This window comes from Catenulispora sp. GAS73, from assembly GCF_041262085.1.
Classification (GTDB): domain Bacteria; phylum Actinomycetota; class Actinomycetes; order Streptomycetales; family Catenulisporaceae; genus Catenulispora.
Window position 1 is genome coordinate 67,539 of sequence record NZ_JBGCCM010000021.1, and the last position, 13,387, is coordinate 80,925.

The 13,387-nt window shown below is 71.0% G+C and carries 15 protein-coding genes; 7 read left to right on the plus strand and 8 right to left on the minus strand.

Translation table 11 applies throughout. From position 1 onward, the window contains the following. Nucleotides 1-83: 83 nt before the first annotated feature. On the minus strand, nt 84-1,256 hold the full coding sequence (locus ABH935_RS29400; RefSeq protein ID WP_370381176.1) for a PLP-dependent aspartate aminotransferase family protein: 1,173 nt from the start codon (nt 1,254-1,256) through the stop codon (nt 84-86). A gap of 110 nt (nt 1,257-1,366) precedes the next feature. On the opposite strand from ABH935_RS29400, the gene ABH935_RS29405 reads away from it, so the two are divergent. After that, nucleotides 1,367-1,915 carry an Lrp/AsnC family transcriptional regulator gene (locus tag ABH935_RS29405; RefSeq protein ID WP_370381177.1) on the plus strand — a complete coding sequence of 183 codons (549 nt, stop codon included), beginning with the start codon at nt 1,367-1,369 and terminating at the stop codon, nt 1,913-1,915. A 50-nt stretch (nt 1,916-1,965) separates the two neighbouring features. After that, nucleotides 1,966-3,999 (plus strand): M3 family metallopeptidase, encoded by a 2,034-nt coding sequence (locus ABH935_RS29410; protein WP_370381178.1) that lies wholly within the window; start codon nt 1,966-1,968, stop codon nt 3,997-3,999. 209 nt (nt 4,000-4,208) lie between these two features. On the opposite strand, the gene ABH935_RS29415 is transcribed toward ABH935_RS29410, so the two are convergent. Next, nucleotides 4,209-4,667, minus strand: a complete 459-nt coding sequence (locus ABH935_RS29415; RefSeq protein ID WP_370381179.1) for an N-acetyltransferase family protein — start codon at nt 4,665-4,667, stop codon at nt 4,209-4,211. Nucleotides 4,668-4,722: 55 nt separating this feature from the next. Between ABH935_RS29415 and ABH935_RS29420 the strand changes: the two genes are divergently transcribed. Continuing rightward, nucleotides 4,723-5,739 (plus strand): ADP-ribosylglycohydrolase family protein, encoded by a 1,017-nt coding sequence (locus tag ABH935_RS29420; RefSeq protein ID WP_370381180.1) that lies wholly within the window; start codon nt 4,723-4,725, stop codon nt 5,737-5,739. Beyond that, a complete protein-coding gene (locus ABH935_RS29425) occupies nt 5,736-5,921 on the plus strand; it encodes a hypothetical protein (protein WP_370381181.1) in 186 nt (61 codons plus the stop codon). The genes ABH935_RS29420 and ABH935_RS29425 overlap by 4 nt, the downstream gene beginning before the upstream one ends. Before the next feature lie 68 nt (nt 5,922-5,989). Here ABH935_RS29425 and ABH935_RS29430 read toward each other — a convergent pair whose 3' ends face one another. Both ABH935_RS29430 and ABH935_RS29435 read right to left on the minus strand, forming a co-directional pair. After that, nucleotides 5,990-6,418, minus strand: coding sequence for a pyridoxamine 5'-phosphate oxidase family protein (locus ABH935_RS29430; RefSeq protein WP_370381182.1), 429 nt, complete (start codon nt 6,416-6,418; stop codon nt 5,990-5,992). Between the two features lie 121 nt (nt 6,419-6,539). Next, nucleotides 6,540-7,406 (minus strand): alpha/beta fold hydrolase, encoded by an 867-nt coding sequence (locus tag ABH935_RS29435; protein ID WP_370381183.1) that lies wholly within the window; start codon nt 7,404-7,406, stop codon nt 6,540-6,542. A 55-nt stretch (nt 7,407-7,461) separates the two neighbouring features. Here ABH935_RS29435 and ABH935_RS29440 point away from each other — a divergent pair, with 55 nt between their 5' ends. Then, on the plus strand, nt 7,462-8,016 hold the full coding sequence (locus ABH935_RS29440; protein WP_370381184.1) for a methylated-DNA--[protein]-cysteine S-methyltransferase: 555 nt from the start codon (nt 7,462-7,464) through the stop codon (nt 8,014-8,016). A 60-nt stretch (nt 8,017-8,076) separates the two neighbouring features. Here the strand turns inward: ABH935_RS29440 and ABH935_RS29445 are convergent, their stop codons facing one another. Further along, nucleotides 8,077-8,424, minus strand: coding sequence for a hypothetical protein (locus tag ABH935_RS29445; protein ID WP_370381185.1), 348 nt, complete (start codon nt 8,422-8,424; stop codon nt 8,077-8,079). 12 nt (nt 8,425-8,436) lie between these two features. Beyond that, a complete protein-coding gene (locus tag ABH935_RS29450) occupies nt 8,437-9,006 on the minus strand; it encodes a GNAT family N-acetyltransferase (RefSeq protein WP_370381186.1) in 570 nt (189 codons plus the stop codon). A gap of 49 nt (nt 9,007-9,055) precedes the next feature. Here ABH935_RS29450 and ABH935_RS29455 point away from each other — a divergent pair, with 49 nt between their 5' ends. Then, entirely contained in the window at nt 9,056-9,535 is a 480-nt protein-coding gene (locus ABH935_RS29455) for a YbaK/EbsC family protein (protein ID WP_370381187.1), read from the plus strand. Between the two features lie 74 nt (nt 9,536-9,609). Here the strand turns inward: ABH935_RS29455 and ABH935_RS29460 are convergent, their stop codons facing one another. Continuing rightward, complete coding sequence (locus tag ABH935_RS29460) at nt 9,610-10,704, minus strand: serine hydrolase domain-containing protein (protein ID WP_370381188.1); 1,095 nt, start codon at nt 10,702-10,704, stop codon at nt 9,610-9,612. Between the two features lie 9 nt (nt 10,705-10,713). Further along, nucleotides 10,714-11,976, minus strand: a complete 1,263-nt coding sequence (locus ABH935_RS29465; protein ID WP_370381189.1) for an MFS transporter — start codon at nt 11,974-11,976, stop codon at nt 10,714-10,716. A 205-nt stretch (nt 11,977-12,181) separates the two neighbouring features. On the opposite strand from ABH935_RS29465, the gene ABH935_RS29470 reads away from it, so the two are divergent. Then, a complete protein-coding gene (locus tag ABH935_RS29470; protein ID WP_370381190.1) occupies nt 12,182-13,330 on the plus strand; it encodes a hypothetical protein in 1,149 nt (382 codons plus the stop codon). The last annotated feature ends 57 nt before the right edge of the window (nt 13,331-13,387 follow it).

Here is a 13,387-nt window from a genome sequence, read left to right on the forward strand (position 1 = left end):
GTCGGGACGGGACGCCCGGAGAGTGCTCGCGGCTCTGCGACCGACGTCCCACCAGGCGTCCGACCGGCGGCCCAACCAGACCCTTAAGACCGCAGCGCACGCTCCAGGTCCGCGTACAGGTCCTCCGGGTCCTCCAGTCCCACCGAGACCCGCAGCACCGAACCGTGCGGCTTGGCGTCCGCGGCGACCGGCCGGTGCGTGAGGGAAGCCGGGTGCTGGATCAGCGTGTCCACGCCGCCGAGCGACACCGCGTGCGTGATCAACCGCACCGAGTCCGCCGCGCGCGCCGCCGCGTCGTAGCCGCCGCGCACCGCCATCGCGAACACCGCGCCGGGGCCGGTCATCTGCCGTCCCACAAGGTGCTGCGGGTCGCACTCGGTCAGCCCCGGGTAGTACACGCGCTCGACGGCCGGGTTGGCCAGCAGGCGGTCGACCAGTTTCTCGGCGTTCTGCGACTGGTGCCGGACGCGCAGCGGCAGGGTCTGCAGGCCGCGGTGCAGGAGGTACGACGACAGCGGGTGCAGCACCGAGCCGGTGATGGCGCGGACCGGGCGCAGCCGCTCGGCCCACGCCGCCGTGGTCGCGACCGCGCCGGCCAGGACGTCGCCGTGGCCTCCGAGGTACTTCGTGGCGCTGTGCACGACCAGCGTCGCGCCGAAGTCGGCCGGCTTCTGCAGCACTGGCGTCGCGAACGTGTTGTCCACCAGCAGCGGGACGTCGCCGCACTGCTCGGCGACGCGCGCCAGGTCCAGCAGCTCCAGCGTGGGGTTCGCCGGCGTCTCCAGGATCACCAGGCCGGTGTCGGGGCGGAGCGCGGCGGCGATGCCGTCGGCGGCGGCCCACGTGACCTCCGTGCCCAGCAGACCGCTGGCCAGCAGGTGGTCGCTGCCGCCGTAGAGCGGCCGCACGGCCACGATGTGCCGCTTGCCCTCGGCCGCCGCGGCCAGCAGGCACGCGGTGATCGCGGCCATGCCGGAGGCGAACGCGACCGCGGCCTCGGTGTTCTCCATCCGCGCCAGTGCTTCCTCGAAGCGCGCGGTCGTCGGGTTCCACAGCCGCTGGTAGACGTGGCTGCCGCCGCTGATCGGGGTGCCGCCGGTGGCCAGCGTCTCGTAGCTGTCGCCGCCGACGCCGACGTTCGGCAGCGGGTTGGTGGTCGACAGGTCGATCGGGGGGACGTGGACGCCGAGGGCATTCAAGTCGTCCCGGCCGGCGTGGACGGCGATGGTGTCGGGGAGCGCGGAGGCGGGGAGCATGCGGTCATTGTTGAATATACATCGGTGAGATGGAAAGTATCGCGAACAAGATTCTGCATCTGTCGCACCGATCGTTGAAAGATTCAGTGTCATCGGTAACACTGAGCGGTATGCCGAACGATCTGCGAGCTCCCAGGCCGGTCCTGGACGACACCGACCGCGCGATCCTGGCGGTGCTGGCGGCCGACGCGCGCACCCCGAACAACGCCATCGCCGATGCGGTGGGCATCGCGCCGTCGACGTGCCTGGCGCGGATCCGGACCCTGCGGGAGCGCGGGGTGATCCGTGGCTTCCACGCCGACATCGACCCGACGGCGCTGGGGCGGGGGCTGCAGGCGATGATCGCGGTACGGCTGCGGGCGCACACGCGCGAGCGCGTGCAGGAGTTCATCCGGGACGTGCCGGGGCTGCCGGACGTCGTCGGGGTCTGGCACGTCGCCGGCGCCGACGACTACTTGTTGCACATCGCCGTCGCCGACTCCGACGCGCTGCGTGACTTCGTCCTGGAGCACCTGACGACTCACCCGGCGGTCGGGCACACCGAGACCAGTCTGATCTTCGGCCACCTGCGCGGTGCCGGCGGCGCGGCAAGCCCGGCGGCAACAGCCCCAGCGCCGCCGTCGCCGCCACCGTCGCCCGACCACGCAGAGCAGAGGTAACGACCAAACCGCTCTCGGCCCGCTACCGACCGAGCGTTAGAGTCGGGAGCGTGACCACCGAGAATCCGTTTTACGTCGCCAGCACGCTGCCCTACGAGCTGCCGCCCTTCGCGGACATCCGGGAGGAGCACTACCTCCCGGCGTTCGACGCGGGCTTCGCCGAGCACCTGGCCGAGATCAAGACGATCGCCGAGAACCCGGAGCCGGCGACGTTCGAGAACACGATCGTCGCCATGGAGCGCGCCGGCACGCTGCTGCACCGGGTCCGGGCGGTGTTCTTCCCGCAGACGTCCTCCGACACCTCCGACGCCCTGCAGGCGATCGAGCAGGAGATCAGCCCGCGCTGGGCCGCGCACATGGACACGATCAATCTGGACGCGGCGTTGTTCGCACGGATCGACGACCTCTACGAGCGCCGGGCGAGCCTGGGGCTGACCGACGTCGAGCTGCGCCTGCTGGAGAAGATCCACCTCGGCTTCGTCCGGGGCGGGGCGAAGCTCTCGCCGGCGGACAAGGACCGGCTCAAGGAGCTCAACGAGCAGCTGGCGGCGCTGTCGACGGACTTCGACCGGAACCTGCTGGCCGCGAACAAGGCCGGGCAGCAGGTGTTCGACTCCGCCGAGCAGCTGGCGGGGCTGTCGGCGGACGCGGTGGCGGCGGCGAAGGAGAACGGCGAGGCGGTCGGGCTGCCCGGAAAGTACGTCATCTCGCTGAAGAACTTCTCCAACCAGACGCAGCTAGCCTCGCTGGACGACCGGGAGGCGCGGCGCGCGCTGCTGGAGGCGTCGCTGGAGCGGGCGTGGGAGACCAACGGGCCGATCGCGGTGCAGATGGCGACGCTGCGGGCCGAGCGTGCGGCGCTGTTGGGCTTCGGGTCGTACGCCGAGTACGCGGTCCAGGACCGGACGGCCAAGACCACCGCGGCGGTCGAGGACCTGATGGCGCGGCTGATCCCGACCGCAGTGGCCAACGCGGCCAAGGAGGCCGAGGCGCTGCGGGCGCACCTGCCGGCGGGGCAGAGCCTTGAGGCGTGGGACTGGACGTACTACTCCGAGAAGGTGCGTCTGGCCGAGTACGACGTCGACTCCGAGGCCCTGCGTCCGTACCTGGAGCTGGACAGCGTGCTGATCGACGGCGTGTTCCACGCCGCGGAGCTGGTCTACGGGATCACCTTCGAGGCGCGTCCGGACCTCGTCGCCCACCACCCGGACGTGCGGATCTGGGAGGTGTTCGACGCCGACGGCACCGGGATGGGGCTGTTCCTCGGCGACTTCTACGCCCGGGGCTCCAAGCGCGGCGGGGCGTGGATGACGACCTACGTCGACCAGTCGCGGCTGCTCGGGCAGGCGCCGGTCGTGGTGAACAACCTGAACGTGGCCAAGCCGCCGGCCGGCGAGCCCACGCTGCTGACCTGGGACGAGGTCCGCACGCTGTTCCACGAGTTCGGGCACACGCTGCACGGCCTGTTCTCCGACGTGGAGCACCCGACGTTCTCCGGTACGAACACGCCGCGCGACTTCGTCGAGTACCCCTCGCAGGTGAACGAGATGTGGGCGGAATGGCCGGAGGTGCTGGCCAACTACGCCAAGCACTACCGCACCGGCGAGCCGGTGCCGGCGGACCTGCTGGAGCGGATGGCCGAGGCGGAGAAGTTCGGGCAGGGCTTCGCGACCGTGGAGATCCTCGGCGCGGTGATGCTGGACTGGGCCTGGCACACGCTGCCGGCCGGCACGGACCCGGGCGACGCCAAGGAGTTCGAGGCCGCGGCGCTCACACGGTACGGGCTGCTGGTCCCGGAGATCCCGTCGCGGTACCGGACGAGCTACTTCGCGCACATCTGGCCCAACGGCTACTGCGCCGGCTACTACTCGTACTTGTGGAGCGAGGTCCTGGACAAGGACACGGTCGACTGGTTCAAGGAGGGCGTGTCGCAGGGGCGCTCGATCCGCGAGAGCGGCGAGGCGTTCCGGCGCGCGGTGCTCTCGCGCGGCGGGAGTGTGGACCTGATGGCGGCGTTCGCGGAGTTCCGGGGGCGCGCGCCGGAGGTGGAGCCGATGCTGCGGGCCCGGGGGCTCGCGGGCTGAGATACCTCGAATCGATATACCTCGCTACCGGGGTACCTCGGCGGCGAGGTACCCCGTTACCGATGTACCTCCGGCTGCTCGTTACCGATGTACCTCCGGGCGGAGGTACATCGATTCGAAGCACCCGCGAGGGATAAGCGGCGCCAGGCACGGGGAGCCGGGTGAGGTCTGGCAGGCCTGGCGGGTCCGGCGAGTCTGGCGCCCGTGGATCAGCCCAGCTTGAGCTTGAACCCCACGTGCGATGGAACGAACCCGAGCCGCTCGTAGAACCGGTGCGCGTCGGGCCGGCCGACGTTCGACGTCAGCTGCACCTGCCGACAGCCGGCCTGCCGCGCCTGGTCGACGGCCCACAGCATCATCTGGGTGCCGAGCCCGCCGCCGCGCTCGGTGGTGGCGACGCGCACGCTCTCGATCATGGCGCGCTTCAGGCCGCGCTGCGCGACGCCGGGGATGAAGCTCAGCTGGAACGTGCCGACGGCTGTCCCGTCCCGCTCGGCGACGATCAGGCGCTGGTTCGGGTCGGCTTCGAGCTCTGCGAACGCCGCGAGGTAGGGCGCCAGGTCCTCGGGGTCCTCCCGCGTGGAGCCCAGCTTGTCGTCGGCGAGCATGGCGACGATCTCGGGCAGGTCGGCGGCGGTGGCGTCACGAAGGATCAAGGACTCGGTCATAGACCGGCACTGTAGCTGGCAGACTGGCACGATCATGCCACCGGGGAGGGATCATATGACAGCGACCGGTTCGATGTTCGGGCTGGCGTTCGGGGACAGCATCGGCAAGCCCACGGAGTTCCAGCGCTTCGAGGAGATCGTGCGGCTCTACGGTCCGGCCGGCCCGACAGACCTGTCGCAGGGCGGCTACGTCACCGACGACACGCAGATGGCGCTGGCTGTCGCCGAGGCCCTGCTGGAGCAGCCGGAGGGCTCCGACCTGGCGGTCGAACCCCTCACCAGCTCGCTGATCGAACACTTCCTGGCCTGGGCCAAGTCCCCGGACAACAACCGCGCGCCGGGCATGACCTGCCTGCGTGCCTGCGGCCACCTGGGCAACGGCGTGCCGTGGCCGGAGGCGAGCCAGCGCGGCTCGAAGGGGTGCGGCGCGAACATGCGAGTGACGCCGATCGGCCTGCTGCCGCACGTCCCGGAGACGACCGTCGCAGGCGCCGCGCAACTCCAGGCGGCCCTGACTCACGGCCACGCGACCGCCCTGGCCGCCTCGGACCTGACCGCCTTCGCCACGCGCTGGCTCCTGCAGGGCATGGCACCGGCGGACCTCGTCCCGGCCCTGCGTGAACGCTGCCAGGAGCAGCGCCGGGTCTACCACGGCGACTGGCTCGGCGAGGACCTGTGGCGCGTCCCGCTGCGCGACTCCCCGGAGGAGTTCATCGAACACGGATGGGTCGAGTGCGGCATGGTTCTCGGCGTGCTGGCCAAGGCGGCGGAGAACCCGGACCCGGCTCTGGACCCCTGCGGCTATACCGGCGAGGGCTGGATCGCGGAGGAAGCGCTGGCCACCGCACTTCTCTGCTTCCTGATGTACCCGGACGAACCGGTGCGCGCCCTCGGCCGTGCCGCGGCCACCGGCGGCGACTCGGACTCGATCGCGGCCCTGGCGGGCGCGTTTCTGGGCGCCCGCCACGGGATCGAGGCCTTTCCTTCGGACTGGCCCGAGCGGATCGAGTACCGCGACCGCCTGGCGCGCGCCGGCGACGTGTGGGACGCCGGTTGGGGGCGTGCGGCGTGAGCGGGTTCGAGGTCTGGCGTCAGGACGACAACGGGAACCGGTTCCTGGTGTCAGGACACGCCGAGCGTGCCGACGCCGAGGCCGCGGTCGCCGCGATGGAGGCCGGGGTGCAGCACAAGCAGTTGTACTACGTGGTGGTTCGGGAGACGCCTGATTCTGAGGCGACGGGCGATAGGCGGTAGGCGCTAGGCGCTAGGCGCTGGGGCAAGGCGACAAGCGCTGGACGCAGGGCGACGAGCGCCAGGCCGGACTAACCGACGTACACCTTGGTCGGCTCGATCACCAGACCGGCGGTGAACTGTTCGCCGAAGCTCTCGGGCGTGTCGAACATCGCGCCCATGCGCTCGATGTACTTGGCGAGGAACGCGGGGTGCTCGTGCGCCGGCGGCAGGCTCGGGTCGTGGCGTGCCACGCCCTCCAGGCGCACGATGTTGCGGCCGATGTCCGTGACGTCCAGGCCCAGGCTCACCTTCGGGTTGGACGCGATGTTGGCGAGCTTGGCCTTGTTCGCACGGCTGTAGATGAGGATGCTTCCGTCCTCCCGGGCCAGGAACCACACCGGCACGCTGACCGGCTGGCCGTCGGGACGCACGGTGGTCAGCCAGACCATGAGGTTGCTGTTCAGGCGGCCCAGGACGCGCTGGCGGTCGGCCTCGGAGAGATGATCCAGAAGTTCCATGGCTCAGTTGTACACAGGAGATCGCCGCGGTGCTCCGGATTCGGGACCGGCCGAATCCGGGGTGCGCGGCGGCGCGTGCCGGTGCTTGGTTCAGCTGGCGTGTGCGCGCGTTGCCGGCTGCTCAGCCGGCTTTCTGGGCGTTCGCGACGATCGCCTCGACGTACGTCGGCCACAGTTCCTCGGGCAGATCGTGGCCGGCGCCGGGGATGATCAGCGGCGAGACGCCGAGCGCGGCGGCGGTGGCGCGGCCGCCGCTGACGTCGACGAGCTTGTCCGCGTCGCCGTGGATGACGGCGCTGGGGACGTTGACGGCCGACAGCGCCGCGGTGCGGTCCGGCGAGGCGACGATGCAGGCGAGCTGGCGGGCCGAGCCCTCGGGCGTGAAGGAGCGGTCGTACGCCTCGCCGATGCGGGCCCGCAGGTCCTCGGTCGGCGTCGGGTACGCCGGGGAGCCGACGGTCTCGAACATCTTCTGCCCGCGGTCGACCGCTTCTTCGCGGTTGGTCGCCGCCGGGCTCAGCAGGATCATCAGGACCTCGGCGGCGGGCTGGCCGACGTCGGGGGCGCCGGTGGTGGACATGATGGAGCACAGCGTGCGCAGGCGGCCCGGGTGGTCGATGGCGAACTGCTGGGCGATCATGCCGCCCATGGACAGCCCGACGATGTGCGCGTCCGGGAAGCCGAGCGCGTCAAGCAGGCCGGCGACGTCGTCGGCGAGGTCGGACATCAGGTAGGGGACACCGGAGGTGTCGCCGGCGAGCAGGTCGCCGAAGCTGGGCGGCGGGACGTCCAGGATGGTGGACAGGCCGCAGTCGCGGTTGTCGAAGCGGACGACGTGGAACCCGGCGTCGGCGATGGACTGGCAGAAGGGCTCCGGCCACGCCGTCATCTGGGTGCTCAAGCCCATGATCAGCACCAACGGCGGGGCGCTCGGGTCGCCGAAGGTGTCGTATTCGAGCTCGACGCCGTTCGCGGTGGCCTTGGGCATGCCGTCCTCCTGAAAGTCGCACCGGGTTGTCGGCCCCGGTTGGCACAATGTTTGCATGCAGACCGCGTCGCTGGACACCCCGATCGGAACGCTCACCGTCGGGACGACCACCCGCGGCTTACGTGTGGTGCAGTTCCCGATCGATCGCGGCCAGAGCCCGTCGCCCAGAGCCATTGAGGAAGAGGACGAGGAAGAGGAAAAGGCCAAGACCGCCAAGGACGCCAAAGACGACCGCATCGCCCAGGCCCAGCTCGACGAGGCACTCCTGCAGTTGACGGAGTACTTCGACGGCACCCGCACGACCTTCGACATCGCCCTGGACTGGTACGGCGTGAACGGGCTGCGCCTGACGGTGCTCAAGCTCCTGGCCGAGGTCCCCTTCGGCGAAACGGTGACCTACGGCGACCTGGCGAAGGGCTCCGGCGCCGGCGTGACGGCCTCCCAGGCGGTCGGCGGGATCATGGGCAGCAACCCGCTGCCGATCGTCGTCCCCTGCCACCGGGTGCTCGCCGCCGACGGCCTCGGCGGCTTCGGCGGCGGGCTTCGGACGAAGGAGTGGCTGCTGGCTTGGGAGGGCGTGATGCCGCCGGCGCTGGATTGGGGGATGTAGGTGGCGGCGGTGGGGTGGCGGGGGCGGCGGCTCGGCTGTCCGGCTGGCTGGCTGGCTGAGTCAGGCGTCAGCCCAGCCGCGACCTGATCTGCACACCGACATCCTCGAACCCCAACGCCCGCGCCACCCACAGCGAAGCCAGCACCCGCGCACGCCACTGCGGTAGAGCCGCTGCGGCGTGCATTCGGCCAGGCGCGTGTGCATGGCGTGCGCGGTCGCCTCGTCGGGAGTCGTGGCGATCCCGGTGTCCCCGAGCACCACGAGCCCGACCCACCCCGGTGGGCACATTCGTGACCCGGCCGAGGCGACGACGCTGATCCCCCGGTCCGGGAACGTGACCGGAGCTGCGGCGATGTCCGTCCACAACTCTCGCGCGGCCTTGAGTAGCTGCTCGTTCGGCGTGCTCACCTCTGGATGAGCTCAGCGCCCCGGCACCGGGTCCCCGACCAGCCGTCCGTGGATGTGCTCGTCGTGCAGCTCCCCGTCGCCGTAGCGGTACGAGCTGCGCGTCGTACCTTCGGGTAGGAACCCGCTTTTCTCCGCCACGCGGCAGGACGCGGCGTTCTCCACCGCGTGGATCAGCTGCAGCCGTGTCAGCTCCAGGGCGCCGAAGGCCCAGTCGCTGACTGTGCGGAGCGCCGTCGTCGCGATGCCGCGGCCTCGGGCCCGGGGCGCGACGCGGTATCCCAGCTCGCCGGACGACAGATCGAAGTCGATCTTGTGCAGCGACACCAGGCCCAGCAGGCGCCCCTCGACGGCCTCGTACACGCCGAACACCGGGCTGCGCCCGCCGTCCCAGTCCGCGTACCGCACGGCCCAGGCGTGCGCGGTCTCCTCGTCGGCGCCGGAGTCGATGGGGTTCCACAGCGCGACGTCGGGGTCGCGGGACATCTCCATCATGTCGGGGACGTCGCGCAAGGACGGCGGACGCAGCTGGTAGCGGCCCGCCACGATCTCCGTGGGCTCCACGACACGATCAAGCGTTTCCATGCCGCGTATTGTGCCGGACTTCCGCGCCGCCCCGGATTAATATCCCGGCATGGAACGGATCGCTGACCATCCGGCCGTGCAGGCCGTGGAGAAGGAACTGCGGGCGAAGGGCTTCGAGCCGAAGGTGGTGGTCCTGCCGGAGTCCGCGCCGAACGCGCAGGCCGCCGCCGACCAGGTCGGCTGCGAGGTCGGCGCGATCGCCAACAGCCTGGTGTTCGAGGCCGACGGCGCGCCGCTGCTGGTGCTGACCAGCGGGGCGCACCGCGTGGACACCACGAAGGTGGCCGCGGACCTGGGCGTGGCGAAGGTCGGGCGGGCCACGAAGGAGTTCGTCCACGAGCACACCGGCCAGCGCATCGGCGGCGTCGCCCCGCTCGGCCACCCGGTGCCGGTGCGTACGCTGATCGACCGGACTCTGGAGACGTATCCGGAGGTCTGGGCCGCCGCGGGCCACGCGCACACCGTCTTCGCGATCACGTTCGCGGAGCTGGTGCGGGTGACCGGCGGCGACGTCGTCGACGTGAACTGACGACTGGCAGCGAACAGCAAACGGCAAGCACTAACCACGAACGGCGAACGGCAAACAACAAACAGCCGACGCTGTCAGCGCAGCCCCTCGTAGGCAGCCGCGACGATGTTCAAGCCGCGGCTGTCCTCACCCGCCCGCGGGTCGAGCATCTGGTTCATCGCGTAGGCGACCGTCAACCCCGACACGTGGTCGTTCATCACCAGCGACCCGCCCCAGCCGCCCCAGCCGAACGTGTTGCCGAACACCCCGAACCCCGCGCCGTAGCTGGCCGGCTGCCCCAACACCCGGTCCTGCCCGGCGTACTCCACATGCCACGCCGGCTCGCACCCCTTCTCGGACAACAGTCGCACTCCCCCGGCAACCCCGCCGTTGCTCAGAACCGACTGGATACGAGCGATCCCACGCGCGTTCCCGAATCCGTTGGCCGCCGGGATCTCCGCACGCCGCCACGCCTCCGTGTTCGCGTCCTTGACCCGGATGCCGCCGGTCGAGTCGTAGTCGGGGCCGCTGGAGGCGAAATCATCAGTCTGCGACGGCGGCGGATACAAGCGTGCGATCCGCGCGTCGTGCTGAGCGTCGAGCCCGATGTGGAAGTCGGCGCCGAGGGGCCCGGCGACTTCCTCGGCGAGGAAGCGCCCGATACCGCGTCCGGTGACCCGCCGTACGACCTCGCCGACGAGGAACCCGAACGTGATCGAGTGGTACCCCGCCGCCGTCCCCGGTTCCCACTGCGTCGGCAGCCCGGCCAGCAGATCGGTGACGGCGGCCCAGTCGTACAAGTCCTCGGCGACCAGCTTCCCCGGCCAGTCGGGGAGCCCGGCGGTGTGCGACAGCAGATGCCGCACCAGGACGTTCTCTTTGCCGGCCGCCGCGAACTCCGGCCAGTAGGTCGACACAGGCGCTGAAAGGTCGAGCTCGCCACGATCGGCGAGGATCAGCGCGCACAGGGCCGTGGTCGGCTTGGTCGAGGACATGACGTTCACGATCGTGTCGCGCTCCCACGCGACCGTCCGCTCGGCATCCACGTGCCCGCCCCAGATGTCGACCACCGGCTCGCCGTTCAGGAAGATCGCCGCCGAGGCCCCGATGTCCTGCGTGTCGAGCAGTTCGGACAGCGCGTCGGCGACCGCCGAGAACTCTTTCGTATATGTACCCTGAACTTCGGTCATAGCCGGACGCTACCGCCGTGCAGGCTCCGGCCGACTCTCATTTTCCGCCGCGCGCGCCCCGAGATTGCGCACCGCCGGCACGCACAGCATCGCGATCAGCACCGCGATCAGGAACGCGGCGGACGCATAGAGGGCAACCCCGGTACCGACCGCGTCGCTCACCGGGCCGGCGAGCGCCTGCCCGATCGGGAACGCGATCAGCGAGCCGGCGATCTCGTAGGCGGAGATGCGGTTGAGCACGGCGGCCGGGATGTGGGTCTGCACGCTGGTGGACCACATCACGCCCCAGAACGCGGTGGTCGCGCCGCCGAGCGCCGCCCCGGCGCACACCATCGGCAGCGACAGCCCGGCGGCCAGCGTCAGCGGCCAGGCCGACCAGGCGACCAGTCCGACGGCGCCGACGCGCAGCGGGTGCCGCGGGCGGAAGCGCACGCCGGCCAGCCCGCCGATCACGCCGCCGGCGCCGAACCCGGTCCACATGAGCCCGAGCCCGGAGGCTCCGTGCCGGCCGGTGACCAGGATCGTGGCGAGCGGCCGGATCGGGCCCCACACCGTGATGCCCAGCACGATCCACGCCAGGATGACCGACGGCATCCAGGTCCGGGTCCGGAACTCGTACCAGCCCTCGACGAGGTTGCGCCAGGTGGATTCGCGGCTCGCGGGCCGGGCCACCGGTGCCAGCCGCAGCATCAGCAGGCAGATGCCGCTGATCGCGAATGTCGCGGAGTCGGCGGCCAGCACCACCGGCACCCCGGACACCGCGATGAGCAGTCCGGCGATCGCCGGTCCGCCGAGCGTGGCCATGGCCTCGGCGACGCGCGTGACGGCGTTGGCGCGCTGTAAGTCCCCGGACACCTGTGTGATGACGCTGGCGAGCCCCGGCTGGAACGCCGCGGTCCCCACCCCGGACAGCCCGGACAGGCCCATCAGCAGCCACAGCGACGGATGTCCGACGGCGAACGCGGTCGCGGTGACCGCCTGCAGCACGAACCGTGCGGCGTCGGCGCCGACCATCATCCGCTGCGGCGTGAACCGGTCGGCGAGCACTCCGCCGAACAGCACGAACGCCGCGAACGGCAGCACCTGCGCGGCCAGCACGAGTCCGACGCCGGTGGTGCCGTAGCCGAGGCTGACGACGCCGTAGAGCAGGGCGACCGGGAGCATGGCGTCGCCCAGGAGCGAGACCAGGCGCGCGGTGAAGTACAGCCGGAAGTCGCGGTTCCACAGGCGCGGGTGCGCGGGCAGCCGGACGTCACAGGTCGCCGTCGTCAAGGCGCCCCACCCCTTTGGGTCTAGACCAATGTCGCGAACGTACGGAGAACGCGAGCGGGTTCGCAATGTATTTCGGGGAGTGGACGGCGTTGACAAGCAACGATGCGGCGATCTGCCCATGATCTCCTCGCGATCTCCCCGCAGACGTCCGCGGCGCGTAACAATGAGCTGCCCGAGCCCGCCCGCACCCGGAAGGCAGCGCCGCATGCCCGTCCCCCTGCCCGACGACGCCTCCGTCCTGTTGCTGCCGCCGGACGCCGCCGAGGTCGCCTGCGTGGCGCGCGGCGTCATCTCCGCCGTCGCTCCGCGGGGCGGGCTGACCGGTCTGCAGCAGACGCTGCTGGCGGCGATGTTCCACTCGCTGACCGGGTTCGACATCGATCCGCTGGCGGTACAGGCCGAGCTGGCCGACAAGCCTTACGGCGCGCGGGATCTGGCCGAGGACCTGCACCGGCGCAACGCGGCGTTCCGGGGCCGGATCGTGCAGACGATGGTCACCGCCGAGCTGGTGCTGGACCCGCTGCCGCCGGAGGTGGCCGGCCGGGTCGCGGAGTTCGCCGCGGAGCTGTCGGTCCACGACGATCTGGAGGACGTGCTGCTCGGCCACGCCGACTCCGGGCGCCGGCTGGCCGCGATCGACTTCGACCGCAACGGGTATCTGCACGACTTCGACGTCCACCACACCCAGCAGCTGCACGTCGGCGACGGCGCGCTGACCGGGCCGTGGACTCCGGTCGAGGACGATCCGGCACTGGCCGCCCGCTGGGCCTCGCTCGGGGAGCTGCCGGCCGGGACGCTCGGACGGGGCGTATACGACTTCTACAAGACGCGCGGCTTCGCCTTCCCCGGCTCCCCGGGCTCCGCCCCGCCGCTGCTGGCCCAGCACGACTGGGTCCACATCCTGGCCGACTACGGGACCCGGGTCGAATCAGAGATCGAGATCTTCGCCTTCATCGCCCGCGCGAACGACGACCTGCACGCGTTCTCGTTGCTGGCCATGGTGGTGAGCCTGTTCGAGACCGGCGCCCTGGCCGCCGGCGCCGGCCTGTTTCAGGCCGACCGCGGGCACCTGTCCCAGCCGGGCATGGCGGTGCGCTTCGGCGACGCGCTGCGCCGCGCGGCCCTGTGCGCGGGCAGCAACGACTTCATGGCGACCGACTGGTTCGCGGTCGCCGACAAGCCGGTGGCGGTGCTGCGGCAGGAGCTGCTGCTGCCGCCCAAGAGTGAGGAAGCGGTCACGGCCGGCAGCGTCGGGCCGTGGGATGCTGGAGGGATCAGCCCGTTCCAGCTCAACGCCGGGCGCAAGCTGGCCGAGGCCGAAGGGCGGGAATACGCGGGCCCCGCCGTGGAGTAAGGGGCGCACATGCTGAAACCGCCGCAGATACCTGTACTTCAGAAAAAGGGCGAGGCC